The sequence below is a fragment of the Siccirubricoccus sp. G192 genome, from assembly GCF_019084075.1.
Taxonomy (GTDB): Bacteria; Pseudomonadota; Alphaproteobacteria; order Acetobacterales; family Acetobacteraceae; genus G192.
On record NZ_JAHREN010000003.1, the window covers coordinates 133,233 to 159,385 of the forward strand.

The 26,153-nt window shown below is 68.4% G+C and carries 21 protein-coding genes; 18 read left to right on the forward strand and 3 right to left on the reverse strand.

All coding sequences use genetic code 11. The features are described 5' to 3' along the window. Positions 1-12: 12 nt before the first annotated feature. From KSF81_RS28520 to KSF81_RS28595, 16 genes are all read left to right on the forward strand, one after another. Positions 13-702, forward strand: a complete 690-nt coding sequence (locus KSF81_RS28520) for a hypothetical protein (RefSeq protein ID WP_217382175.1) — start codon at positions 13-15, stop codon at positions 700-702. Further along, positions 674-1,456 (forward strand): phage late control D family protein, encoded by a 783-nt coding sequence (locus tag KSF81_RS28525; protein WP_217382214.1) that lies wholly within the window; start codon positions 674-676, stop codon positions 1,454-1,456. The genes KSF81_RS28520 and KSF81_RS28525 overlap by 29 nt, the downstream gene beginning before the upstream one ends. After that, the gene (locus KSF81_RS28530) at positions 1,401-1,787 is read left to right on the forward strand and encodes a hypothetical protein (protein ID WP_217382215.1); all 387 of its coding nucleotides are present in this window, start codon (positions 1,401-1,403) and stop codon (positions 1,785-1,787) included. Before KSF81_RS28525 ends, KSF81_RS28530 begins: the two co-directional genes overlap by 56 nt. Before the next feature lie 5 nt (positions 1,788-1,792). Then, positions 1,793-2,428, forward strand: coding sequence for a phage baseplate assembly protein V (locus KSF81_RS28535; protein ID WP_254454376.1), 636 nt, complete (start codon positions 1,793-1,795; stop codon positions 2,426-2,428). A 13-nt stretch (positions 2,429-2,441) separates the two neighbouring features. After that, positions 2,442-2,741 (forward strand): PAAR domain-containing protein, encoded by a 300-nt coding sequence (locus KSF81_RS28540; protein WP_217382178.1) that lies wholly within the window; start codon positions 2,442-2,444, stop codon positions 2,739-2,741. A 6-nt stretch (positions 2,742-2,747) separates the two neighbouring features. Then, complete coding sequence (locus KSF81_RS28545) at positions 2,748-3,158, forward strand: GPW/gp25 family protein (RefSeq protein WP_217382179.1); 411 nt, start codon at positions 2,748-2,750, stop codon at positions 3,156-3,158. A gap of 632 nt (positions 3,159-3,790) precedes the next feature. Continuing rightward, positions 3,791-7,816: a hypothetical protein gene (locus KSF81_RS28550; RefSeq protein ID WP_217382180.1), complete on the forward strand. Its 4,026-nt coding sequence runs from the start codon at positions 3,791-3,793 to the stop codon at positions 7,814-7,816. Positions 7,817-8,070: 254 nt separating this feature from the next. Then, a complete protein-coding gene (locus KSF81_RS28555; RefSeq protein WP_217382181.1) occupies positions 8,071-10,029 on the forward strand; it encodes a putative baseplate assembly protein in 1,959 nt (652 codons plus the stop codon). Further along, the gene (locus KSF81_RS28560) at positions 10,026-12,164 is read left to right on the forward strand and encodes a phage tail protein (protein WP_217382216.1); all 2,139 of its coding nucleotides are present in this window, start codon (positions 10,026-10,028) and stop codon (positions 12,162-12,164) included. Before KSF81_RS28555 ends, KSF81_RS28560 begins: the two co-directional genes overlap by 4 nt. Before the next feature lie 10 nt (positions 12,165-12,174). Further along, a complete protein-coding gene (locus KSF81_RS28565) occupies positions 12,175-13,662 on the forward strand; it encodes a hypothetical protein (protein ID WP_217382184.1) in 1,488 nt (495 codons plus the stop codon). A gap of 17 nt (positions 13,663-13,679) precedes the next feature. Beyond that, positions 13,680-14,318: a hypothetical protein gene (locus KSF81_RS28570; RefSeq protein WP_217382217.1), complete on the forward strand. Its 639-nt coding sequence runs from the start codon at positions 13,680-13,682 to the stop codon at positions 14,316-14,318. Beyond that, the gene (locus KSF81_RS28575; protein WP_217382218.1) at positions 14,318-14,521 is read left to right on the forward strand and encodes a hypothetical protein; all 204 of its coding nucleotides are present in this window, start codon (positions 14,318-14,320) and stop codon (positions 14,519-14,521) included. The genes KSF81_RS28570 and KSF81_RS28575 overlap by 1 nt, the downstream gene beginning before the upstream one ends. Positions 14,522-14,918: 397 nt before the next feature. After that, complete coding sequence (locus KSF81_RS28580) at positions 14,919-15,452, forward strand: hypothetical protein (protein WP_217382186.1); 534 nt, start codon at positions 14,919-14,921, stop codon at positions 15,450-15,452. Then, entirely contained in the window at positions 15,449-17,917 is a 2,469-nt protein-coding gene (locus KSF81_RS28585) for a hypothetical protein (protein ID WP_217382219.1), read from the forward strand. Before KSF81_RS28580 ends, KSF81_RS28585 begins: the two co-directional genes overlap by 4 nt. 33 nt (positions 17,918-17,950) lie before the next feature. Next, positions 17,951-18,703, forward strand: a complete 753-nt coding sequence (locus KSF81_RS28590) for a hypothetical protein (protein ID WP_217382188.1) — start codon at positions 17,951-17,953, stop codon at positions 18,701-18,703. A 12-nt stretch (positions 18,704-18,715) separates the two neighbouring features. Continuing rightward, the gene (locus KSF81_RS28595) at positions 18,716-19,027 is read left to right on the forward strand and encodes a hypothetical protein (protein WP_217382189.1); all 312 of its coding nucleotides are present in this window, start codon (positions 18,716-18,718) and stop codon (positions 19,025-19,027) included. 33 nt (positions 19,028-19,060) lie between these two features. Here KSF81_RS28595 and KSF81_RS28600 read toward each other — a convergent pair whose 3' ends face one another. Together KSF81_RS28600 and KSF81_RS28605 are read right to left on the reverse strand one after the other, a co-directional pair. Then, positions 19,061-20,032, reverse strand: a complete 972-nt coding sequence (locus KSF81_RS28600) for a kelch repeat-containing protein (protein ID WP_217382220.1) — start codon at positions 20,030-20,032, stop codon at positions 19,061-19,063. Positions 20,033-20,161: 129 nt separating this feature from the next. Continuing rightward, a complete protein-coding gene (locus KSF81_RS28605) occupies positions 20,162-20,815 on the reverse strand; it encodes a response regulator transcription factor (RefSeq protein ID WP_217382192.1) in 654 nt (217 codons plus the stop codon). A 367-nt stretch (positions 20,816-21,182) separates the two neighbouring features. Between KSF81_RS28605 and KSF81_RS28610 the strand changes: the two genes are divergently transcribed. Together KSF81_RS28610 and KSF81_RS28615 are read left to right on the forward strand one after the other, a co-directional pair. After that, positions 21,183-22,958, forward strand: coding sequence for a tyrosine-type recombinase/integrase (locus KSF81_RS28610; protein WP_217382193.1), 1,776 nt, complete (start codon positions 21,183-21,185; stop codon positions 22,956-22,958). A gap of 280 nt (positions 22,959-23,238) precedes the next feature. Beyond that, positions 23,239-24,144 carry a site-specific integrase gene (locus KSF81_RS28615; protein WP_217382221.1) on the forward strand — a complete coding sequence of 302 codons (906 nt, stop codon included), beginning with the start codon at positions 23,239-23,241 and terminating at the stop codon, positions 24,142-24,144. A 1,163-nt stretch (positions 24,145-25,307) separates the two neighbouring features. Here the strand turns inward: KSF81_RS28615 and KSF81_RS28620 are convergent. Then, positions 25,308-26,141, reverse strand: coding sequence for a DUF3800 domain-containing protein (locus KSF81_RS28620; RefSeq protein WP_217382222.1), 834 nt, complete (start codon positions 26,139-26,141; stop codon positions 25,308-25,310). Positions 26,142-26,153: the final 12 nt, after the last annotated feature.

Sequence of the window (26,153 nt, forward strand, 5' to 3'; positions counted from 1 at the left end):
GGGTCGCAGCCCATGAACAAGCTTGAGAAAGCCGTGATTGAGATCATGGCCGGGGAGCGCCGGGGCACGCGCATCGGGGTGCTATTCAATCCCACCGAGTACACCATCGAGCGGTCGAACACCTATAAGGCGACCGCGCTGCTCGGCCTCGGCAGTCCGCTGCTGCAGTTCGTCAACGGCGATGCAGACCAGCTCTCTATGGAGCTGTTCCTGGAGGATTTCACTGACCCGCCGCGCGCCGGCCCAAGTGGACCGCCGCGGAGTGTGTCAGAGCGGATCACCGAATTGTCCCGCCTCCTGCTGATCGACAGCTCCCTGCATGCGCCGCCGCCGGTGAAGTTTGCCTGGGGGCGGCTGAGCTTCGATGCAGTCATCGAAAAGTTGAGCCAGAAGCACACGCTGTTCCGACCGGACGGCACGCCGGCACGTGCGACGCTCTCCGTCTCCTTTAAGGAGTATCGCTCGCTTGGCCGGCAGCTCCGGGAGCCGCGGCGCGAATCCGCCGATAAGACGAAGCGGCGGCAGCTCGACGCCTCCGACTCTATCTGGGCGTTGGCGGCGCGCGAATACGGCGACGCCGCTTTCTGGCGCCTCATCGCCGAGGCGAGCGACCTGGACAACCCACGGGAGCTCGCTGCCGGTACATGGCTCTTGCTACCGCCGTTGGAGGAGAATGGCGTTGCGCCTACAGGAACTCGCTGAGCGCCACGGCGACTTCTACGTCCCGGCCTTCGCGGTGCGGCTTGGTCGCGCCGACCTAGTGCGGCAGATGGCGGTTGCCGTCTCCCAGGCCGAGGCGGATCTCAGCCTATCGGGCATGGGCCGCTTCAGCTTTACGGTCGTCAACGCCTTCGACGTGGCGAAGCAGGACTTCCTGACAGGCGATGGGACGCCACTGCTGGAGAAGCTGACTTTCGGCGCCTCGGTCGAGGTTGCTATGGGCTACGGCGATGTGCGCGCGCTGCCCGTGCTGGTTTCCGGCGTGGTGACGGAGATCGGCACGAACTTCGCGGAGGGCGGGTCGCCGGAACTCACCGTCTCCGGCTACGACCACAGCTACCCGCTCTCGGTCGGCAAGAACAGCCAGAACTGGGCGAAGGCGAAGGATAGCGACGTAGTCGCAATGATCTCTCGTGCCCACAACCTCGACACGGATATCGTGCCCACGCGGGAAGAGCACGCCCAGATCGAGCAGAACCAGGAGAGCGACCTGGAGTTCGTCCGCAAAATTGCCGAGCGCAACCGCCGCTACAAGGTCTACATCTCGGGCGGGCGGACGCTGCGCTTCGGACCGGCGCGCGACGGCTCAGGCCCAGTCGCGACGCTCGCCTTCGGCGCGGGGCTGCTGAGTTTCAAGCCCGAGGCGAACCTGGCCGGCCAAGTCGGCGCGGTGGAGATCCATGGCTGGGATCCGAAGCGCGGGGGAGCCCATTGTCGGGCGTGCTCGGCGCGGTGACGAACCCGGCCGCGACGCCCGCCGCGAGAGTGCGGGCGACAAGCTCCAGCGCGTCGTCCGCGGTCAGTCGGTGCTGCGGCTGCGCCAGCCCGTGCTAAGCCAGGCGGAAGCGGAGGCTCGGGCGCGCGCCGCACTCGCGGAACGCGCCGAGCAGTTCCTGAGTGGGGAGGGCGAGAGCCTCGGCCTACCGGAGATCCGGCCGGACACGAACGTCGCGCTGGAGAGGATCGGGACACGATTTTCTAAGACGTACTACGTCGAGCAAGCGACGCATCGAGCGGACAGCAACGGCTATCGGACCCGCTTCAAGGTGAAGGAGACGACGCTGTGAACGCCATGCTGGAGCACGCGCCCCGCGAGACGGCACTTGAGGCCGGCGGCTATGCCAAGGGCGTGGCCGTCGCGCTGGTGACGCAGAACAGCGACCCGGAAGGCCTGGGCCGGGTCAAGGTGCGCTTTCCCTGGCACACCCGGCCGAGCGAGAGCCACTGGGCGCGAATCGCCGTCCCGATGGCAGGCAAGGAACGCGGCACCTTCTTCCTGCCGGAGCCCGGCGACGAGGTGCTCGTCGCCTTCGAGCGGGAGGACATCCGATTTCCCTACGTCGTCGGCGCGTTGTGGAATGGCAAGGACAAGCCACCCGCGACGAATGCGGACGGCAGGAACGACCTGCGCTTCGTGCGCTCCCGCAAGGGGCACGAGCTGACCTTCGATGATGGCGCGCGAGGGCGTGTCGAGCTGAAGCTGAACGATGGGAAGCGGCGGCTCTCTATAGAGGACGACACGGTCCGGTTGGAGGACGGCCAGGGCAATAGCCTCGAATTCTCCTCGACGGGCGGCAGTGTGACGCTGCGCGCCTCCCGCAAGCTGGCGCTCAGCGCGCCGGCCATCTCGATCGAGGCCAGCGGGACGCTAGAGCTAAAGGCCGGGCCGACACTGACCATCAAGGGCGGCCTCGTGCAGATCAACTGAGGGAAGCACATGCATGGGACAGCCCGCTGCACGTCTCGGCGACCCGACGAGCCACGGCACGCCACTGGGCCCCGGGCCTGGGCTGCCGAGCGTGCTGATCGGCGGACAGCCCGCCTGGCGCGCGGTCGGAGACACGCATCTCTGCCCCCTCTCGGACGGGCCGAAGCCGCATTTCGGCGGCACGGTGCTGCGCGGCAGCGCGACCGTGCTGATCGGCGGTTTCCCGGCCGCGCGGCAGGGTGACACCGTGCTGGAGGCCGCGCCGCCGAACGCCATCCTCGGTGGTTTCCCTTCCGTGCTGATCGGGGGCTGAGACGCCGTGGAGGATCGCAAGGAATTCCTTGGTCGCGGCTGGGCTTTCCCGGTAGCGGTGGATCCCGAGACCGGCCGGACCGCTATGGCGGAGCACGAGGCCGATATTCGCCAAGCCATTCGTATCATCCTCGGCACCAGCCCGGGCGAGCGGGTGATGCGCCCAGATTTCGGCTGCGGCGTGCACGACCTCGTCTTCGAATCGCTTGACACCGCCGCACTCGCCCGCGTCGAGGACAGCGTGCGCGATGCGCTGGTGCGGTTCGAGCCGCGGATCGAGTTGCTGCAGGTGGCGGCCGACGCGCTGCGTGCGCCCGAGGGTGAGCTCACCGTGAGCATAGACTACCGCGTACGGCGTACGAACCAGAGCGGCAATCTCGTCTATCCCTTCTACTTCCGCGAAGGTGCTGCGTCATGAACGCGCAGCCGCCCGTCTTTCCCCGCCTCGACCGACGGCGCCGGCGCGAGCTGCTGGAGGAGATGTGGCGGCTGGTGCCGACCTTCCTGCAGGATTGGCAGCCCGGGCGTGATGAGGAGGATGTTGGCCAAGCGCTGATCTCCATCGCGGCCGCCCTGCAGGCGGAGGTAACGAGCCGCCTAGATCGCGTGCCTGAGAAGGCGTTCCGGAACTTCCTCCTGTGGGCCGGGATCAGGCCGGAGCCCGCCCGCGCGGCACGGCTTCCGGTGGTGCTGCGTATGGCAGAGGCGGCGACCGCTACCGTGCTCGCACCGGCGCGGCTGCGGCTGCAGGCGCAGACCGAGCCCGAGCCCACAGTCTTCGAGACCGAGCAGGCACTGCGGGTCGTGCCGGGCCGGCTCACACATTTGGTTGCGGCGGATGGCAGCGGGGACAGCATCTTCCTGCCGCCTCCGGGTCTGCTGGCCCCCGAGGCGCCGGCGGGCGGGCTGACGGTGCGGCGGCATCCTACCAGCCCCGCAGGCGCCGGCGCGGTGCGCCTGCAGGTCACGCCGGCCCTTGGCCTGGAGGCTGGGCAGATCCTCTGCATCGGCACGCGGCAGCACGTCATCGAGGCCGCGGAGCAGGACATCGTGACCGTCGCCCCGCCGCTCACGCAGGGGGTGGACGAACGGACGCCGCTGGAGGTGGAGACGGGCTTCACCCCATTCCGCCGTTCCGCCGCGGCCAGCGGCATGCCCGGCTGCTTCTCCGAGGACCGGCAGGTGCATGCGCTCTACCTCGGCGATGCCGATCTGCTGAAGGTCGAGGGCGCAGCGACGATCGCCCTGCTCCGCGGCGCTGCGCTCGCGGACGCGCAGTGGTCCTACTGGGGCAGGGAGGACAAGGGCGAGGCCGGCTGGCGGGGCATGACGGTGAAGACCGATGGGGACCGCCTGCTCCTCGCCAAGCGTGACGGCGCCATCGAGCCGCGCGAGGTGGAGGGCCGCGCCGGGCGCTGGATCCGCGCCGAACGGGCCGCGCGCGAGAGGGCCCTGACCCTGCGCGAGCTCCGGATCGCGACCGCCTTCGACGCCGAGGAGGCCAGCAAGGCGGGGCGCCCGCCGCTGCGCTTCGAAGCCTTCGCTAACACGGTGCCGCTGGTGACGAACACCGAGTTCTATCCGCTGGGGCGGGAGCCGCGCCTGTTCGACACCTTCTATCTTAGCTGCCCGGAGGCCTTCTCGAAGCCCGGCGCGAAGGTCACTCTACAGTTCGTCCTCGCCGACGCGACGCTGGGGCCGTTGGTCGCCACCTCCGGTGCATCCTCCGCCTTCGCGGTTGCGCAGGACGGATCGCTTTACCGCCTGGACCTCGCGGGTGCCGGCGGGCAGCTGCGCATCGTGCCGCTCGATGCGCCGGCCGTGCGGCCGCCTGGCGCGGCGCTTCCCTCGCCAGACGATCGGCGTGTGGCGCTGACGCCACAGCAGCGCCCGGCCGTGGCGCGCGACGCTTTGCTTGCTGCGGCGCGTGCGGGCGCGGATGTCTGGCTCTGGGCGTTGATGGCAGAGCCCAATGCTTGGCCTGCGGGCTGGAGCGCTCTTGGTGCGCCGGCTGAAGCTGCCGAACCTGTCGCACTGGTCCTTTCCTCCACTCAGGGCGCGCCTACGGTGTTCGCGGCGGTGGGTGGGAGCATCTTGGCCCGCCGCCTCGCTCCGGGTCACGCAGGGCAGGGCTGGCAGCAAGCCGGCACCCTCGACAGGGACATCACCAGACTAGTGGGCGTGCAGGAACCGCTCGGGATCCCGCTTTCGAAACCGCCAGTGCTGCTGGCGGTGACGGACGGTGCGCTTCACTTGATCCAGCAGGGCAATGCGCCAAAGCGCGTGCCGGGTGTGAAGCTCAGCGGAGAGGTCGAACCGGTCGCGCTGCGCCGGCCGGATGGCCGCATTCTAGTGATGGCGGCCGATCAGGAACGCCATCCTGTCGGCCACCTGGTAAAGGCTAATGGCACCTCGGCGCAGAAGATCTGGACGGCGGGCACGGTCCTTCCGAAAGGTGGGGGCTTCGCGCTCATCCCCGTCGCCGGATCGCCCTTCCCCGTGGCAGTGTTCCGCTCGGACAAGGGGCAGGAGCTCAAGGCTTGGCTGGTTGGCGCGGATGAACCGCTGCCCGACCAGCAGGAGCTGCCGGCCGATGCCCTTCCCGGTGTGCAGCCGGCTTGGATTGCCGGGCACCTCCTTGTGGCGGGACCGGAGCGCGACGTTTTCGTGCGCCGCTGGGAGGGCGGCCCGACGGTGGTGCCACGCCTAGCGGCAGACCTGCTCTCCGGCGTGCGGCTGGAGACCGCCGTGGATGCCGAAGCCGTTGAGCGGATCGGGCCTGGTACCGGTTGGCAGGTCAGTCGTGTCCGCGAGGTGATCGAGGAGACAGGCGTCGCCGCGACCGCCATCTACGTGCCAGAGGCGCCGTTCAGCGAGAAGGGGAATACCGGAGAGCCCAAGTATCGGCTGCTCGGGGCCGACGCTGACCATAAATTCGAAGGCGGCGAGGCGAGCGGGGAGGGGAAGCTTACGCTCAACGAAAACGACAAGGAGGCAGCAGTCGGCCGCACGATCCGCGTGGAGGATGCTGGCGCCCGGACCTTCCACCGGATCACGGAACTGCCTCCGCCCTCCGGGACCTTGCCGCGCAAGGTCGCCGGTCTGCTCCCACCGCTCGCCGCCCAGCCTGGCGCCACGATCGCCTATGACTACCCGAAGGTCCTGGCGGAGGACCTGGAGGGAGCAGCGCGTCCGGTCTTGAACCTGCACGGCATTGCCGAGGAGGTCCGCAAGCGGATCGAGGAGGCCGGCCTCGTCCTAGATGCCGTTCCTACCTTCCAGCGGATCCGGGGCTTCGGGAAGACGAACACCGACCTGGCGGCGCTTGGCGCGGCGTGGACCACCCCGCCCAAGCCGAATGCCCAACTGGCGCTCGTCGTCCCCGCGCCGACCGGTGCTACCAGCTGGGATCACCAGCAGGACCCCACCGATCCCAATCCTGAACTCTCCTGGGAGTACTGGAATGGCTTCGGATGGTGGCGCATCGAGCGGCTGCTGGACAACACGCGCCACCTGCTCGACAGCCGCGACCTCACCTTCGACGTTCCGGCGGACATCGCCGAAACGGACATCGCCGGCCGCACTAGCCACTGGATCCGTTCCCGGCTCATCGGCGGCGAGTACGGGCGCGAGGTCTACAAGGTTGAGAGCACGGGGCCGGACGGCAACAAGACCACCGTCCAGACCGCCGTGCGCGACACCAGCCAGATCCGCCCGCCGCGCGTCCTGGGGCTTGCGATCTCCTACGAGGTGCCGGATGCAGAGGCCCGCCCACCCGAACACATGCTCAGCCTCGACAGTGGCGGCTGGCGCGATCAGGCCGAGGCGAACCGTGCCCGCGACGCCGTCGTCACCGCCTTCGAGCCGCTCGGGGAAGTTCTCGGCCGCCTCGGGCCCGACCGGGCTGCCGCATCCGGGCACGGCCTCTACATCGGCTGCGATGCGCCACTCCGGGGCGGCTCGATCCGCCTGCTCGCCCTCGTGGCCGAGCAGGCGGGGGAGACCCGGCTGATGGCCGAGGCACTCCGCGACGGACGCTTCGCGCCCGTGCCGCTGAAGGACGAGACGGGCGGGCTGCATCAGCCCGGGATGCTCACCCTCTCGCTCGACGCAGCCCCGAGCCTGGCCGCGCTGTTCGGGGTGGAGGCCTATTGGCTGCGCCTGCGTCCCACACAGGACGCGCCCTGGCAGCCCGAGCTGCACGGCCTGTTCCTGAACGCCGTCATGGCGGAGGCGGCGGAGACCCAGGAATTCGAGATCCTCGGCTCCTCCGACGGCGCGCCGCGCCAGCGCGTCTTCCTCGCCCGCCCGCCGGTACTGCCGGACAGCCTGGAACTCCGCGTGCGCGAGCCGCTGGGCGAGGAGGAGATCGCGGAGCTGCGGCGCGACGACCCGGGCCGCGTGCTGATCGATGTCGAAGGCCAGCCCGGCGCCTGGGTACGCTGGCGGGAGGTGGGCGATCCGGACGACGCCGCGCCGCGCGAGCGCGGCTATGCGCTCGACCATGCAAGCGGCGAGGTCCGCTTCGGCGATGGCCTCGCCGGGATGATCCCGCCGCCCGGCCTCGACGCGGTCGCCGCTTTCTCTTATCGCCGCGGCGGCGGTGCGGCGGCGAATGCGGTGCAGGCTTGGGATGCGCTGCAGCTCGTCACGCCGGTGGAGGGGGTAGAGGCGGTGGTTGCGCCCCGGCCTGCCGCGGGTGGCGCCGATCCGGCCGGAGCGGAACGCACCATCGCCTTCGCGCCCGGACGCATCCGCCATCGCGACCGCGCCGTGACGGCGGCCGACCTGGAGGCGCTGGCGCTGGCCGGCTCGCCCGAGATCGCGCAGGCGCGCTGCATCCCGCAGGCGCGCCCGCCGCGCCTCGTCGTTGTGCTGCGCGGCGCCGATCCGCGCCCGGGCAAGGAGTTCCGCGACGCGCTGCGGCGACGCCTGGTGGAGCATGCCGCACCGGGACTCGGCGCCGCGGGGGGCTGCGCGTGGATGCGCCGCTCTTACGCCGGCTGCGTCTCCGGCTCGGCTTCGTGGTCGAAGAGCTGGCCCTCTCCGGACCCCTGGAGGAAGCAGCGCGGATAGCGCTGCAGCGCTTGCTAGATCCCGCGGAGGGCGGCGTGGGTGGCGGTGGCTGGCCGCTTGGTGCCGTGCCGCGGGACGGCGAGGTGATGGCCGTGCTCGCAGGGTTGAAAGGGCTGCTGCGCGTGGAGTCCATCGCGCTCGAGGAGGTGCACGAGGCGACGGCAGGGTCCTTCCCCGAGCGGATCGCCGCGGGGGGAGCTCGTGATTCTCGCGCCCGATGGCATCGTCATCGGTTTCCGGCAGGAGATCCCGTGATGAGCGGCTCCGCTCTCGCACTGCGCGTGGACGACACGGATTTCGCGGCGCTGGTAGAGCGTGCGCGGGCGCAGATCCCCTCGCTCGCACCGCACTGGACCGACCACAACCTCCACGATCCCGGCATCACGCTCCTCGAGTTGCTGGCCTGGACGGCGGAAGCGCAGATCTACGGCCTCGGCCGGATGCGCCGGGACGAGCGGCAGGCCTATGCCGCTCTGCTCGGCGTCATACCGCACGGGCCGCGTCCGGCCGAGGGGATGATCTGGCCGGACAGGCCGCTCCCGCAGGCCGAGGGGGTCTGGCTGCCGCCCGGCACGGCCGTCCTGACGGAGCGGCAGGAGGCGCCGCCCTTTCGCGTCCGCCGCGGGCTGTGGCTCACCGGAGCACGGCTCGCCGGGCTCCGCACGGAACCGGCGGAGGGCGGCACGCCGGTGGACCACACGGCGGGGAACGAGCGCGAGCGTGCGAGCTTCGCGCCTTTCGGCGATGCCCCGCGCTCTGGCACGCGCCTCGTCCTGGCGCTCGCCGGTCCGCCGCCGCTGGCCGGCTACGACGCGGCACGGGGACACCGGCCGCTGGTAGCGATCGGCGTCGAGGTGGAGCCCTTCGCGTCGGGCGAGGCCGCGCCTTCCGCCGGCGCATGGCGGCGCGGCGGGGCGCGGCTGCGTGCCTGGGTCACTGTCGGCGGCGCCAGGTTGCCTGCCGTGATCGTTACGGATGGCAGCGCAGCCCTGTCACGCAGCGGCGTGCTACTGCTCCGACTGCCCGATGCGCTAGCCGGGGCCGTGGGACCGGCAGAACTCACGATCGAGCTGGCGGGCGGCGCCTTCGCCCTGACCCCGCGGCTGCTGCGCCTGGCGCTCAACGTGCTGCCCGTGCAGCAGATCGAGCGCGCGACCTGGGACCATTCGGGCAACGGGCTGCCGGACCAGGAGGTGGTGCTGCCGCGTCCCCGGCGCGCTACTAGGCCAGATGCGCCGGCCGGGCGTCCCTGGCTGCGCCATGGACCGGGCGCGACCGCGCCGCGGGTGCGGCTCTTGCCGGACGAGCCCTGGCTGCGGGTCGCGGACCTCGCCCTCGCCGGTCCGGATGACCACGTCTTTATGCTCGACCCAGAAGCGGCGATCCTTCGCTTCGGCAATGGCGTGAACGGATGCGTGCCACCCTCCGGCGCCACGCTGCAGATCACCTATGAGGTCTGCGACGGACGGGATGGCTCGGTGCCTGCGGGGCTCGGCTGGCGCGTGCCGGGCCTCCCCGGCGTGTTCGGCCGCAATGCGGCGGCGATGGAGGGCGGCGCCGACGCCGACGGCCTGCCCGAGCTGCGGCGGGAGGCGCGCCGCCGGCTTCGCGAAGCGCGGCCGCTTGTCACCCATGCCGACCTGCGTGACGCTGCCCTCGCCGCGGGGCTGCATGTCGCCCGGGCGGAGGTGGTGCCGGACTTCGACGCCGGCACCCCAGCGCGCGAGACGGTGCCAGGCGGGGTCCGTACCCTGGTCGCGCTGCGCCGCCGCCGCCGGAGCGAAGCGGCGAACGAGGCGGAAGCGCCGGCCTGGCTCGCAGCGCTCGAGCGACGGTTGCGTCCCATGCTGCTGGTCGGCGAGCAGCTGCGTGTGGCGGGACCGCGCTATGTTCCGCTGCGCCTGCGCGCGCGCCTCATCGCCCAACCAGGAGGTGATCCGCGCGCGATCGAGCGGGAGGCCCGTCGCCTGCTGCGCAGCCGCCTCGCGCCGCTACCCGGGGGCGGCGAGCCGGCCTGGCCGCTTGGCCGTGACCTCTCTCAGCGCGAGTTGCTGGGCTGGCTTCGGCGGCTGGACGGCGTGGCTGCGGTGGCGGAGCTTAAGATTGAGGACGCAAAGAAGGGTGTCCTGGCACTGCCACGGCACGGGCTACCAAGGTTGGACCTCGCGCCCGGCGACATCCGCGTCGAGGCGCCGCGGGACGCCTCGCCATGAGCGGCGCGGGCGGACGAAAGGTCTATCGGTTCGCCAGCGGGCCGCAGTGGCATGCCGGACTGCTGCAGGGTGCGACGCCGTGCGCAGCGGGCGGGCCGGAGCCTTTCCTGCCCTTCGGCGCCGCGCAGCGTGTCCAGGGCGGCAGGCCAGGCCGCGCGCTCGCGGTCGCCGCCGACGGCATGGTCCTGTGGCAGGACGGATCGGGAGGCGTCGTGTGGCTGCCCGCCGGGGCCGGAGAGGGGGCAGCACCCTGCGTACTACCCTCCGGTGCCGGCGCGATTGGCCGCGGGACGCGGCTCGTCGCCGGGCGCCGCCGCCTGTGGTCGGCGCGGCGCGGACGCCGTCTCATCTCCTGCTACGCGCTGCCGACGTTGCAGGTGCTGCGCGACGTCCCTCTCGACGGCCGCGTGCTCGACATCGCGGCAGATGCCAGCGATGGCGTGCTCGCGCTGGTGGCGCGGCGCGGCGGCCATGCGCTGGCACGGTTTGGTGCCGAGGGTCGCCTGCGCGGCACGCAGGAGCTGCCGTGCAAAGCGTGCCCGATCCTCGTTGCCGCGGTAGCCGATACGGTGGTGCTGCTGGAGGCCGACCGCAAGCGGCTCCGCTGGTTCACAGAGCGGCAGCCCGGACCGATGCTCGACCTTGCCGAGCTCTTGCCGGGCTTCCATGCGCGGGCGCTCACCGCAGACCGGGCCGGGCGCTTCCTGCTGGCCGGCAGGGCGCGCGACGGGAGCGGCAGGCGAGCGCGGTGGCTGCTCGTGCTCGGGGCCGATGGCAGGCTGCTGGAGCAGCACCCCTTGAGCACTTCGGTTGGCACTCTGCGTGGAATTTCGGGCGATCGCGGCACGGCGTGGATCGCCGCAGCGAACGGCCTGTGGCGGCTTGCCGCCGGCGGCCCGGGTGCGACTCGCGGAGCGGAGGGCGTGTTCCTCACGCCAGCCCTGCACTCGCCGCTCGGCCAGGAGTCCGGCTGGTTGCGCGCCGACGTCACGGCGGATTTGCCGCCCGGTGCAACCGTTACCGCCCGCCTGGCAAGCACGGATGACGAGGCTCGCGCAGCCGAGCTGCGGGCCCAGCACGCCGATCCGGCGCTGCCCCCCGCCATGCGGCTCATGAAGGTCAGCGGCATGCTCGACTGGAGCGAGCCCGTGGTGCTCGGCGCCGGCCGCGACGTGCCGCCGGACGCGGAGGAGTCGGAGGAGGAGCTGCCGCCCGCGCGGCTCGCCCTGCCGCTGCATGGGGTCCGCAATCCATGGCTCTGGATCGAGCTGCGCTTCACCGGCAGCCCCGGCCTCCCTCCACCGCGCCTGCACAAGCTGTCCATCCTCTACCCCGAACGGTCGCTGATGCAGCACCTGCCGGCGATTTACCGTGCAAGCGACCGGCGGCTTGGCCAGCTGCGCGGACTTGTCGCGCTGCTCGAGACCGGCACGCAGGCACTAGATGCGCGCATCAACGCGCTTGGCCGCCTAATAGACCCGGCGACCGTGCCGCCCGACTGGCTGGACTTCCTCGGCTCGTGGCTCGGCTTGCCCTGGGAAGCCGCGCTGCCGGAGGAGGCGAAGCGGGCGATGCTGCGCTCTGCCGGTGCGCTGCTCGCCGCGCGTGGCACCCGTGCCGGCATCACGCGGCTGGTGCGCTGCCTTTTGCCGCGCCGCCCAGTCCGCCTGCTGGATCCGGCAACGGATCTCGCGCCGGCGCTGCTCGGCACCGCCTGCCTGCCGGCCGTGGTGCTCGGCGCGGCGCGCGACCGGCCGCGCCTCGGCAGCAATGCCGTGATCGGGCGTGCCTGCCTGCCCGAATCCGTCGCGCCGGGCGCCCGCGATCTGCTCGAGCCGCTCTCCGGCTGGGTCCGTGTCGAGCTGTCCGCGACCGAGGCGGAGCGAGCGGCGCTGGAGCCGGTGATGGAACACCTGCTTGTCGGCTTCGTGCCGGCGGGCATCCGCATCGTGCTGCGCTGGCGGCCATGGCCGTCCAGCGGCATCGGGCGCCGGATCGGGGAGGATCTGCGGCTGCTCGCTACCGCACCAGCTGTGCTGGGCCGCGGCGCAGGCCTGGGCTCGGTCACAGTCGCCGCGGAGGAGCCGTCGCGCCTCCCGGCGGGAGGACTCGCGACGGGGTTCCGGCTCACCTAGGAGGGCGCGCATGCAGATCACACGGAAGCACGACCAGTCGGCGCCCTGCGGGGATGTCGCGGAGGCATGCGCGCCGGGCGCGTCGCGCAATCGGTACTTCGGCGGAAAGCTGATGAATGCCCGCGACTTCACCGCTGAGCAGGGCTACCTCGTCGCGCGCCGCAGGCTGGTAAACCGTGCCATGTTCGGCGCAGGCGTGGTGCATGGCCTCGCCGTGCGTGGACCGGATGGTAAGCGCGAAAGCCGGACGGAAAGGCTGGAGATCGGGCCGGGCCTCGCCTTCGACCGACACGGGCGCGAAATCGCGCTCGCCATGCCGCTGCCGGTGAAATTGGACGAACTGATTGTCAGGATCGACGACAAGAATTGGTGCAGAGAGAGGCCGACGGAAGGGCATTGGCTGCTCATGGCACATTACGCCGAGCGTCTGTCCGAGGCAGTGCGTGTACCCGACCCCTGCGGCTGCGGGGAGGCGGAGTGGAGCCGCATCTGCGAGACCATCGTGCTTTCGCTCCGTAGGATCGGCCAGGAGGGCTGCAAGGCCCCGCCGGAGCCCTGTCCGCGCTGCGCCTGTCCGCCTGGCTCGGAGGCGCGCCGGCCGACGGAGCATGCGGCCGAGCAGATGCAGTCCGACTCCGGGTATTTCGGCGATGCGGATGCGCCAGGGCCCGTACGCAGGGCATGCCTCTGCGGATGGGCCGAGCAGGTCGAGGTTGCGGGCGAGCCGGGTGCCCTCTGTGAGTTCCGCCCGGGGCTTTCCTTCGATCCGGCGAGTGGTGTTGCCCTGGCCTGCGTCAAAGTCGAGATGAACGATGGGTGCCCCGTCTTCGTGTTGCCGGCCGATGAGTGCACACCGCGCCCCATCGTGAAGCGCAATGACCTACTGTATGACCTCATCCGCGGCTGCGACCTGACCAGGCTGGCCTGGATCAGCTGGGCGGAGTGGCATCGTGGTGACCCCGTGCCCTGGGACAAGTTCGCAGGGTCCTTCGAGCCGGCACCGCCCAACTGCCCGCCTGACGAGCTGGCGGAGTGCGTCACCCACTTCACCTTTGGCTTCGACGGACCCGTGATCATCGACACCGTCACGCCCGATGCCGTGGCTATCACCGCCCTGATCCAAGACGGGGTTTCCGAATGGGGTGGTAGGGGCACACGCTGGGGCGACACTTGGCGGGTGCCCGTTATACGGCTGGAGCCGCATCCCGAGCCCGACGACCCGGCGGGAACAGCCCGCTCCTTCACCATCGTGGTCAACGGCCGCTGGGCCGAATCGCAGATCTTCAACACCGACCTCTGCCGCTTCCTCGGAGGTCCGTCCACCATCGAGATCGAGATCCGCGGCGACATGATCCTCGACTGCCGCGGCCAAGCGGTGGACGCCAACACGTTCGGAGCCCACCGCCCCGACGCGCAGCTTGGTGGCGGCCGCGGGCGGTCAGGTAATGGCACACCCGGCGGCAGCTTCCTTTCTCCCATCCATCTTGAGCGGCGCTAGGCCGATGGAGACAAGACATGAGCGCTACGACAACCTCCACCGGCAGGCAGGACGCGAAGGAGCGCGTGTGCGGCACGGGGATGATCTCGCGCCCGCGCTTCAGCCCCGGCCTTCTCCTGCTTGATGACGATCTGACGGCCGGCGTCGAGTATACCCGGCAGCTCAGCCGGCTGCTGTTCCGCCACCTCTTCGGCTGCGGCGTCGTCTGCGGCCTGAAGGTGACGGCACGCCACGAGCGGCACGGCGACTGTCTGCATGTCGATGTCGATGCCGGCCTCGCGCTCGACTGCGAGGGCGACCCCGTGCATGTGCCGCACCCGCAGAGGCTCACCGTGCGCCGCGAATGCGGTGAGCCGCTGCCGCGCGAGCTCTGGGTCCTGCTGCGCCGGACCCAGCAGGATTGCGTGCCGCGCGGCTTGGCATGCCCGCCCGAGGATGGCGGCAGCGACAGCGTGGCGACGCGCCTACGCGACGGCTACGAGATTGCGCTCCTGAACGAGCGCCCGAAGGAGTCCTGTGGCTGCCCGGAATTGGCGGAGCCCGTTGGGGGGGTAGCACCGCGTCACCGCGACTCGACGAGGGAGCCTCCACGGTTGGCGGGGCAGGCGTGGAGGAGCACGTGGCGCCGAGGGACTCCGCCCCGGGGCCGAAGTTGATGACCGAGACGGACCGCAAGGCCTGCTACGAGGACCATGTGGCGGGTACGTGCGCCGGCTGCTGCGCGCAGCGTGGCTGGCTGATCCTGGCGAAGGTTTTCTTCCACACGGACGACAAACTATACGTGCGCCATGGCGTGCGACGCTTCGTGCGTCCGGCCCTGCTCGCGGATCCGCTCTTCGCCGACATCCCGCCGCCCTGAAGCGAGGGATGTAGCCGCCGAGGGGTATCCATGGCGCCCAAGCCCGCCGCGGCCCGTCAGCCCGGAGCGCCGGAACGGCGCCCGGCCGCAGCGCCGCGTGCCGCGGCGCCGGCACCGGCCGCGCGCGGCCCGGGCCCGAGCCCCGCGCAGGAGCTGCGCAACCGGCTCGGCAATGCGGGCACGCAGGCGCTGCTCGGCCAATTCGTACAGCCCGCGCTCGCCGACGCGGCACCGGGCGCGGCACGTCGCCCGGGGGACGAAGGGCGCGCCTCGGCACCGCCTGCGCGTGCCGCACCCCCACAGCCTGCCGAGGCGCCTCCAGGACCGGAGAGCAGGGGGAGGGGGGGCCGGCGAAGAGGCCACGGCGGAGCTGCGCCCGGCGGGACATAATCAGGGCTTGGCGCGCCTGCGCAGCCAGATCGAGACACAGGCGCGCCGCCAGGCAGCCCATCCCCCCGCCGGGCCTGCCGTGGCGGTGGCACAGGCGGCGGCCGTAGCGCCCGGGCCGGCCGCACGCGGCGCAGCGGCCCGGGCCGCGGTGCAGGAATTGGCGGAGGCGCCGAGCTCGGGCTTCGAGGCGGCGGAGTTCAAGAACGCGCTGCGCCGCAAGCTTAATGAGGTGATGCCGGCGCCGAACTCGGCCGAGGATGCGCAGAAGTCGCTGCAATCGGGCACGGCGCATGCGGCGGGTAGCGCGATGCGCGGCGAGCTCGACACGCGCAAGGACCGGGCGACGGGGGGGCATGGAGGCCGCCGCCGGTGCCGCCCCCGACCCGGCGCGCTTCCCGCAGGCCCCGCCGCCTGGCCTTCCGCCACCGCCCCCCCGCACCTGCGCCCGCGTCGCTTGACCCGAAGGGCGCCGTCCCGCCGCCTCTTCCGCCGGCTGCGCTCGACACGCGTGCCAATCGCTCCGAGGCGGATCGGCAGATGATGGAGGCGCGGCTGACGCCCGAGAAGCTCGCCCGCGCTAACGAGCCGAGCTTCGCCGCCGCCGGGGTGGCGCGTCAGCAGGCGGAGGGGCACAGCCGGACCGGACCTGCCGAAATGCGCCAGGCAGAGGCGCAGCTGCGCGGGCAAGCGCAGGCGGAAGCGGTGCCCGCGCTCGCGCAGGGGATGGGTGAGCTGGTACGCGCGCGGGGCGGTGCCTTCGGCCGGGTGGCCAGCCAGCAGGGAGCGACGAAGAGCCAAGACGAGGCGGCGCGCGAGCGTGTCTCGGCGCAGCTCGACGCGATCCAGACGCGGACCCGCGCCGATGTCCAGAAGACCCTCGACGAGATGGACGCCGAGGCAACGCGGCTATTCGAGGCTGGTCTCGCCCGCGCACTACAGGCCTTTGAGCGGGAGCGCGAGCGGCTAGAGGAGGAAGCGCGGCGCGAGCAGGCCTCGGAGTGGTTCAACACCGCCGGGCTGCTCGGCGCCGTCGTCGGCTACTTCTGGAGCCTCGGCAAGGAGCGGGTCGAGCGTGCCATCGCCGGCGCGCGTGCGGCCTACGACAATGTGGTTCGGGAGACCATCGACCAGGTGGCGGCGGTGGTCGGCGGGAAGCTCACCGCGGCGAAGGACCGCGTCCGCCAGGGCCGCGCCGAGGCCGACGCGCTGGTGGCCGGCCTGCCTGCGGAGCTGCGGACCTTCGGCCAGGAGGCACGCGCGAAGCTCGACGGCGAGTTCGAGCGCATGGGCGGCGAGATCGAGGAGCGAAAGGGCGGCTTGATCGACCGGCTCGGCGAGAAATATGCCGAATCCCGCCGCCAGGTGGATGAGCGGGCGCAGGCCTTCCGCGACGCCAACAAGTCGCTCTGGGACCGCGCGAAGGAGGCGGTGGCCGGCGTCATCCAGACGATCATGGAGTTCCGCGCGCTGCTGCTCGGCATCCTCGCCAAGGCGGCCGGCGTGGTGGATTCTATCCTCGACGACCCGATCCGCTTCCTGCGCAACCTGGTCAGCGGCGTGAAGGCCGGGCTGGACGCCTTCATTGCGAACATCGTGAACCACCTGAAGGCCGGGTTCATGCAGTGGCTGTTCGGGACGCTTGCCGCAGCCGGCATCCAGATCCCCGAACGCTTCGACCTGAAGGGCATCTTCGGCCTGATCCTGAGCGTGCTCGGCCTAACCTATGCGAACATCCGCGCACGGGCCGTGCGGTTGCTCGGCGAGCCGCTGGTCGCGAGGCTGGAGTCGGTGGCGGAGGTCTTCAAAATCCTGATCACCGAGGGGCCGGCGGGGATCTGGCGCATGCTGCTCGAGCGGCTGGAGGCGCTAAAGGAGCAGGTGCTCGGCCAGGTCCGCGAGATGCTCATCGTGCAGGTGCTGAAGGCTGGCGTGGTGTGGCTGATCGGCCTGCTGAACCCAGCCTCCGCCTTCGTGAAGGCGTGCAAGGCGATCTACGACATTGTCATGTTCTTCGTCGAACGTGGGCGGCAGATCGCCGAGTTCGTCAACTCGATCCTCGACAGCCTGGCTGCGATCGTCGCCGGCAATCTCGGCGCTATGGCGCGCGCGGTGGAGGGCGCTCTGGCGCGGGCGGTCCCGGTGGTGATCGGCTTCCTGGCGAACCTGCTCGGGCTGGGCGGCCTGTCGGAGAAGATCAAGAAGATCATCGAGAAGATCCAGGAGCCCGTGAACAAGGCAATCGACTGGGTGATCGGGAAGGCGGTGGAGCTGGCGAAGAAGGTGGGCCAGCTCTTCGGGGGGAAGAAGGAGAAGGGCGCGAAGGAAGAGGCGGATCCGGAGAAGAAGGCGAAGATCGAGGCTGGGCTGGCGGCGCTCGAAGAGGCCGAGGCAGCGCGTGAAGTAGAGGGGAAGATCGATCGGAAGGAAGCCGAGGCTGTCGCTATCCAAGTCAAACGGCAGCACCCGGTGTTCAAGTCGATCGTCGTGGTCGATGGGGGCGCCAGCTGGGATTACGAGTACGTCGCGAGCCCCGGAATTCGCTACAAGGGTGGCTTCAAAGGTGCAAGCAAGGCCGTCAGGGAGGGCATCGCGCGGCTGCGAGCACTCGCGCAGAACGAGAACATACCCTATCCATACAGGATAGGCATCAACGCGCAGCTACGAAGGGCAGAGGAACTGCACAGAAGCGGCCGGCTAGTTGGCGTAGAGGTGACGCAGCCCCAAGGGAAGGGGCGCATTGACTTCGAGCTGACTGATCCAGATCAGGTCGTTGAGTACAAATACTGGACATCAGAATACACTCAAAACAATATGGCTAAGCTCATTGCGCAGCTCCGAAAGTATCAATCAGCCGGTAAGCAGGTCGTGCTGGAGTTAGGCACTACTAAGACAAAGCCCATCACCATCGGGTTTGTGGAGGGTGTTCTCAGATCCGAGCTGGAAAAAATTCAATCTGACGTTCGAGGCGATCAGCATCCGCGAACACGAGGCGATCATCTCGGTTGAGATCATGACAATACCTCCCCAGGGAGCGACGAAGTGAATGACCTGCCGGTGGAGCTCCGGATGCTCCAATGCAAGCAACTCAGCCCTAGCAGCGCTGTATCACTCGCAGCAGTCATGTTGGACTGCGGCTTCAAGCTGATGGTACGAGCAGACGGCGGGATGCGATTAATCCAATCGAAAGCGGAGCTTCAAGAATTGCTCCAGTGGCAGTACACCGGGTCGCAGTATGCTGATAACGGCCGAGTGGAGGACGCTGAGTGGTCATTCATGTTCCCGGCGCGGCTAGATAGCCTTCCGGGGTTCGACAATGGAATCGTTGAAATCCGACAAATGGCTGCACATACCAATAAGATTAGCGTCTATTGCCTTGCTGATTTCGAGTTCAAGGATCAGCGCACCTTTGTCGAGCCACTTGCGCAGGCTCTGCGAACACTAGCGGAGGCGCTTTATTCCGTTTCAAAACCCGAATTTACTGCAGTTGACAACGGGAATCGCCTGAGCGTCACACCTCGCGACGTGTCCCAAACAAGACTGACCACCATCAATTGGCTCAACATCTGGGGGCCGGGCTATGTAGCTCGTTATGGCCGGGATCTCTTGCTGCGCGTGCCTGGTCATGAGGCGCGCACTATCGAGGACGGCGCCATACTTTATCAGCTGACTCCAACCTTTGTGGCCAACGATGCCAACAAGGCGAAGGAGATGCGGAGCACGGTAGTGAAGCATTTTGCCGATGCCGGCCTGAAGGTGCGCTGTCACGCTCCCTATGCGCTCCCGCCGACTTGAGAGTACTCGGCAATGTACACGCGTTCCACGGACGACGGTTTCCAAGTCTACCTCAGCGAGATGCTCGCAACGACATTCGTGCTTACGGAGGGTGTGCGACTGAAGCCGGTCTTTATTGAGTGGAGCGGCTTGACGAAACGTCAGCAAACACTGGCGCTTGCCCGTGTTCGGCAAGTGTGCACAGACGAGGTGCGCGCACTGCCGTCCGGATCGCGCTTGCACGTCGAGTTCAATGAGATGACAGACGATCTCCACCAGTTACTCATTGAGGTCGCAGGCGAGAACAACCCAGACTTTACGTGGTCCATCAATTCGCCCGGATGACAATGCGTCGAGCAGCATCCCTTCTTGGATGCCTCAGGGCGTGAACACGTGGTGATGGTCGCAGGTCCCTTGCATGTTCGGACCCGTGGCGCCGCCCAGCAGATGGATGCCGTCCTCCAGCGCGATCGCGCCAAGGCCATGCCGCGTTTCCGGCATGACATCGTGATGGGTCCAGTCCTTCGTCGCGGGATCATACTTCCAGACATCTGCGAAGGCTCGTTCCGGCGGAGCCAGTCGCTCACCGCCGAAGACGTAGATGCATCCTCCCCACACTGTTGCGGCGGCGCCGGCCAGTGCCTCGGGCAGGTCCTTGAGCTCCTCCCACCTGTCCTGGGCCAGGTCGTAGGCCTCATGGGTGGATACGTTCACGGACCGGCCGGCCCTCACATCCTTCACCTGCCGGCCGCCGATAACGTGCAATCTGCTGCCGAGCACCGCTGCTGCCGCGCTGTTCCGGGGCGTCAGCATGTCACGCCTCCGGGCCCAGGAGGACGCCCCCGGCGCGAGCACGAGGGTGCTCGGCGTGTCCGCATGGTCCTCGTAGCGGCTGTTGAGGAGGGTCGAATGCCGGTATCGGCCGCCGGCGATGATCACGTGTTCGTCGATGACGCCCGCCGAGAACTCGGCGCGCGGCATTGGCAGAGTCGGGCCTGGTGTCCAGGCGGTCATGTGCGGTAGCGGAAGCTCGAAGACGGTGTCCCTCATTCTCCAGGCGTCGGACACCTCTCCCACTTGGGGAAGTAGCAGTGAGCCGGCACCGAATCCGCCGATCGCGAGAACAGCGTCTGATCGTGCGAGAAGGCAGGGATGATGAAGCGGCTCCGGAAGCGGCTGCACATAATGCCAGTTGTCATGGGCGAGATCGTAATGCACCACCTCATCGGTCGCAGCACGCGAGGCGGACCGGAAGGCAGCAATGCCACCCGCAAGCAGCACGCCGTCACCAACCGCGGTGGGATAGATCTCCTGCACCGGCGTGAGCAGCGCTCGGCGTTGCTGGAACATGAGCCCGATCTCCTGTCCCGGTGATGGCGTTCGTTAAGCGTGCCGATCACCCCTTACTGAGCCCTGCCATGGCGAGACGACGAGGAGAACATGTAGCCTGCACAGGCCGGGCATGGCCTGCGATGTGCTTCACCCCGATGTCGCGACCCAAGGCGCCTCGCGCACCCGACGCATTGCCTGGGCCCGCCCGACGACGCCGAGCTTGCCTAGCACGCTGTGGACGTGATGCTTGACAGTCGCCACGCTGAGCTGGAGTTCGCGCGCGATTTCCTTGTTGCTGAGGCCGCGCGCGACCAGGCGCAGCACCTCGCCCTCGCGGTTGGTCAACTGGGCATCACCCGGTGTCGCCCTCGTTTGAACCATGGCCTCAGCTGGCCGAAAAAGCGCCCGGATGAGGCCGTTCGCGATTTCGGCAGGACATCGAAGTCTCCCCGCAACGGCATCGGCCATTACTTGGCGGAGATCGGCCAACGACGCATCGCATGGGATATAGCCTGCAAAGCCGGCTCGGCCATACCGCACCACCTCCTCGCGCCGCTCGGCCAACCCGAGCGCTAGGAGCAGCAGTTCGGGCAGCCCCGTGGCCGCCAGCCGAACCTCCTCAAGATCGAGGGGCTGCGTTACATCGATCAGCGCGACATCTGGAGCGCCACGGCTGATTATGGCTAGGAACGCGCCGAAATCCGACGCGGTCTCCGCCGCCACGATCCCATCTTCGGTCAGGAGGCTGGTGGCCAAGCCTTCACGGAACAGCCGCACGGGTGAGACGACAACCACTCGCATTTTCCCGCCTCCTGGTTGTGATGAGGCAAACAGGAAAGTAGGGTCAATTCGCATGGAAAATCTTGCAATCCTTACGGCTGTAAGCAAGCAAAAAAGACAACCGGCAGTCGGCCAAAAAATGAGACAGGCGCTTGGCGAAGCGGTCCTCGATCCAGCGGCAGAGCGCCGGTAGCGTCCAGTCGGTTCGGCTACCACAGATGGCGGTTCAGGCCGAACGGCTGGGTGCCTATCGGGTTATCGCGCCATGATTGTCGGTGTCCATGTCGACGAAGGATATGGATATGATGTTTTCACAAATTTGGTTTCCAAACAGGGCCGAACCAGAGCAGGATCGGGCTGAGACAAGCAGCCCTGCGGGTGCCCGACCATGACCGCTCTCAGCCGCCATCCAGCCCCACAGCCAAGTGGTGACCTCGTTGGTCCAGCGCAGTTCGCCCTCTTCAAGGCCTCCGATGTCGGCCCGTCTGCCAAGCTGACCTTGGCTGACGTGCTCGCGGCGCTGCCCAATGCGTCCAACGTCACGTCGCGTCAGCGGGAGGAGATGGCCTCAGCCATCCGCACCGTGGCACGCTTGCTTGGCGAGGACCCGGCCCAGATCCCCGCCAATCGTCGCGCCTTGAGCCAGCGTTTCAGAACTGTCGCTCCCATCGCCCACGGCATCAGCAAGGCCTCCTGGAGCAATGTCCATTATCGGCTGAACAAGGCATTGGACCTGGTGCTGCCCCCGCATCTCCGGCGACAGCGCGACCTGCCGCTCGCGCCCGAGTGGCAAGAACTGAAAGCGCGGATCGCCGACCAGTGGACGCGCAAGAGTCTGTCTCGTCTCTTCCACTTCTGCAGCGAGGCCGGCATCAGCCCCGAGCAGGTAGGAGAGGGGACGCTGGAGCAGTTCCCTGGCTACCTCGACATAGTCCGGCTGAAGGGCTCCGCTGGGCTGCTGCGTGATACCCGTCGCGCCTGGAACCGGGCGTGCAGCGAGGTGCCGGACTGGCCCGGCAGGCTACTGGAAACGAAGCCGCGGAAGGGCCTCCGCGTGCTGCCTTGGGAGACCTTCCCTGCCAGCCTGCGCGCCGACCTCCAGGGCTGGCTTGACTACCGTGCGGGTATCGGTCTGCCACCCGAGGCGGAGGGTGAGAGGGAGGACGACGGGCCGTCCAAGCCGGCCCGTCCTACCACCCTGAAGCACCGCGAACATCAGGTCCAGCAGTTCGCCTCGACGCTCGTGAAGCAGGGTGTGGATCCGAGCTCGCTGCGACGGCTGGCCGATCTGGTTGAACCCGCCACTCTGAGGCTCGGCGCCGAGGTCTATCGCCGTGACGGCAAGTATATGCCGTCCTTGCCCGGCCTCGTCGCCGGACTGCAGTCCATTGCCCGTCATTGGGTGAGGCCGAAACCCAGCGCCGACGATATGCAAAAGATTCGGGTCCTCTTGAAGAAGATCTGCAAGCAGGTCCCGCGCCGCGGCATGACGACGAAGAACCGAGCCCGGCTCTACCCCATCCTCGACGATCCGGAGGCGGCACTCGCGCTGCTGCGACTGCCTGGAAAGCTGCTTGGGCTCGCCGAAAACGTGCAGCACCCGCACCGCGCTGCTCTGCTGGCGCAAGTCGCGCTCACCATCGAGATCCTGCTGATGGTGCCCTTGCGCATCGGCAACCTCGCGGCGCTCGACACCGAACGGCACCTTGTCCTCCCAAGGCGTCCCGGCGGCAAAGCGCGCATCGTTATCGACGCGGACGAGGTCAAGAACGAGTATCACCTCGATTACCCGCTGCCGGAGCCCACCGTCGTTCTGCTGCGGCGCTACCTTAGGGAATTCCGCCCCACCCTCGCTGAGCCGGGCAGCACGGCCCTGTTTCCAGGCCAGCTCGGCCGGGCGAAGAACCCGCAGGCCTTGGGCCGGCAGATTAGTCGCGCGGTGTTCGAGCACACGGAGCTTAGGATGAACCCGCACCTCTTCCGACACGCCATGGCTTCACTCTACCTCAAGGCTCGGCCCGGCGACTTCGAGACGGTGCGTCTCGTGCTGGGCCACAAGTCGCTTGCGACCACAGCCGGCACCTACGTCTTTACCGAAGAGCAGGCCGCCATGCAGCGGTTCCGGGACGTGATTCTGGCCATGCGCGACGGGACGGCGCTGTGACCAATGATCGTCGCCGTGCCCCCCCCGCCTATGCCTCCCCCGCACGAACTGGCCGGCCGAGCACCGGCAGCTCTGGGAGGAGGCCCTGCGGCCTGAAACCCTGCGCGACGACGGCGGCAAGCGTGCCCGCTTTAAGCCGATCAGCAATCGCAAGGTCGAGAAGGGCTACGGGCGTTGGCTGTCTTGGCTGGCGCACACTGGCCGGCTTGATACAGCCCTGACGCCCGGTGATCTCGTCACGCGCAAGGCGGTCGACGCCTACATTCACGACCTCGGCCGGGTGAACACTACCTCCACCCTGAAGAATCGCCTGCAGGAACTCTACGAGGCCATGCTGGCGCTGGCGCCGGACAAGGACTGGCGCTGGATCCTGCGCGTCGTGACAAAGGGCCGCAGCCACCATGCGTCTCGGAAAAAACGCGCTGAGATTCCTGAGGCGGTGGAACTGCTCGAGCTTGGCCTAGCGCTCATGGCAAGTGCGGATCTGGAGACGACGCCACGCAAGGCGGCCATGCGGTACCGCGATGGGCTCATTATCGCTTTTCTTACTCTCTTCCCGTTGCGCCGAGCTGACCTCGCTGCATTGCAGCTCGGGCAGAACGTGAGCCAGGAAACCGGGAAGTGGCGCGTTAGAGGCACGCACTCCAAGACGGACCAGCTCTTCGATCTGCTTTGGCCGGAGATCCTGGTGCCCATGCTGGAGACTTACCTCTCGGTGCATCGCCCGGTCCTGAAGCAGCAGCGAAAGCGCTGGGCCCAACCCATCGGTAACGCGCTCTGGGTATCGAGCGATGGCTCCTCTCTGGGCCCTGAGCGGCTGTACGTCTGCGTCGCAAACTATACGGCTGCCGTTTTTGGGGACCGCATTGGGCCGCATCGATTCCGCCATAGCGCGGCAACCTCAGTCGCGGTGAATGCCCCCGAGCATGTCGCCATTATCAGAGTAATACTTGGCCATGCTGGGCACGCCATAGGAGGGCGCTACTACAACCTCGCCAAGACGTCCCAGGCCGCGCGCCGCTTCCAGCAGATTATGGCCCGGTTGCGGGATGGTACGCTGGCCTTCCCTGATGACTCGAACAAGGGACTGTCAGGGAGTTCCACCGCCAGCATCTCCCAGCGACACCACGGCGATACACGTGCGGAGGGCATCTCCTGTCACTGCAAAATTACGTCGGATGGGTGATCTGACCGGGCAGACCTTCGGCCGCCTTGCTGTTCTAGAGCGCACGGGCCGGACGGCTAAGGGCCATCCGAAGTGGCGGGTGAGATGCACCAGCTGCGATGAAGAGAAGGAAATGCAGCGCGGCGCGCTGCTGGCCAGTGCCTCTCCCACGGCAGGCTGTGACCTCTGCGAGCACCTTGACCAGCTCAAGCGGGGTTTCTCACCGGCCAGACTGTCGGGGGAGGATGCGTTGTAGATTACGTTGGTCGGGATCGGCATGGCTTTCACTCCTGGCGCTGCCGCTGTCAGTGCGGCGCCGGATCCATGCGGGAAACGGGCAATCTTCGCCGGGCCATCAAGACCGGAAGCATTGCTTGCCGACGTTGTGCGCACCTCGGCGATTTGGAAATGGCAGGGGTTCAACAGAAGCCCATTCGATCACACAGTTACCAGCCTACTCGGCCGGGACGGCGTCGCGTGGATCTCGTCGGCGAGGTAAATGGACGGCTCAAGGTCGTAGGGTATGCCGAACCGCATCCGATAACAGGTCAGACCATGCTGCTGGTCGAGTGCCAAGTCTGCGGCGAGCAGAAGATGATGCAGGTCGGGGAATTTCCGCGGTGCCAAGCACTGCACGGCCTGCCAAGGCATGCGCAAGGACCTCACCGGCTACAAGAACGGCAGATTGGAGGTTCTCGGCTTTGCGCATTCTGCCGATTGGAAGGCTTACTGGCAGTGCCAATGCGCGTGTGGTGCTGTGGTGCTGCTGTCGACCAGCGCCTTGACACACGAGCATCAGCAAAGCTGTGGGCGCTGCGTGCGGGATCACCAGCAACGGGTCGCTTAAGCGACCACGTGCCAATCGGCAGCACTTCTACAACAAGCTGATTTGGGCACGGGATTCTTACCGAAGCGGAGGTGGGCGGAGTTCCGAGGAGAGGAAGCCCGACGCGATGGAGCAGCACGAAGGGCCTGGGGTGCGGCCCTTGGTCGCCTTGCCCCCCGCTGCCGGGCGTGCCCCGCCTGGAAGGCGATGCGCGTTGAGGAACCGATCCAGATGGCTCCTGCCACGTGCACCAGGCAGCCGAAGCGGTGTTCGGTGGGATCGCCCGCGGCGATCCAGCGATGCCGCCGCAGGTTCCACGCCACCTGCCAAACTAATGATATGATCTATCCACTACTTGCTACCTGATACCTGCTATAAGGTAGCGATCTCTGCGGCGTGCCGGCTTTTCCCTAAACCCGCCGGCGGCGGGGGTACCTATGGTGCCGCAGGGGGTCCCTGCGTGCGACCCGTCCGGCCGCGTGTCGGGCGGGCGCGGTGGCCACCCGGAGGCCGAAAGCCCCGGTTGCCGGCCACCCTCCCTGCCCTCTTCCGGGAGCCGCCCTCGCCGGGCGGCTCTCACCGTTTCAGGGGAGCTGGATCCCGAACCGCTTTCGAACCCGGTGGCGTTGAGCTCGGCGCTCACGATCCACTTGCACGAGTAGGCCACCATGTCCGCCAGCTGGAGCAGCCGCGAGGCAGCCGAGTCCAGGCGCGCAACCCGGTTCACCCCGCGGAACCGTCCGTCCTCGCGCCGCGCCCGCTCGATCTCCGCCTCGAAGGCGGGGTGGTCGTTGTGGTGGTTCACGTCCGTGATGACGCCGACGTTGCCGATCGTCTCGCGCCCCAGCACGTCGCGCTTGAACTGGGCGAGCCCGGCCTTCGCCGTCTCGACGACGGCCGCCGCGTAGAGCACCGGGGCGGGCCCGCCGCGCGCCGCGACCTTCTGGTTGACAAGCACGACCCGGTCGCGCGGCGCCGCCGACCAGAAGCACTGCATGAGGCCCTGGAGGTAGCCATCGTCGAGCCAGGGAGCGTGGATCTCGCCCGCGCCGGGCTCAAGCAGGTCGCTCAGGCACTTGTCCACGTGGCCGGCGTCGCGCGCCAGGACCACCACGGCGCCGAGGTAGAGGTCCCCGGCGCTCCCGTACTCGTCGATGAAGAGGAGGACCTTCTTGTTGAGCCGCCCGGCCAACCCCACCGCACC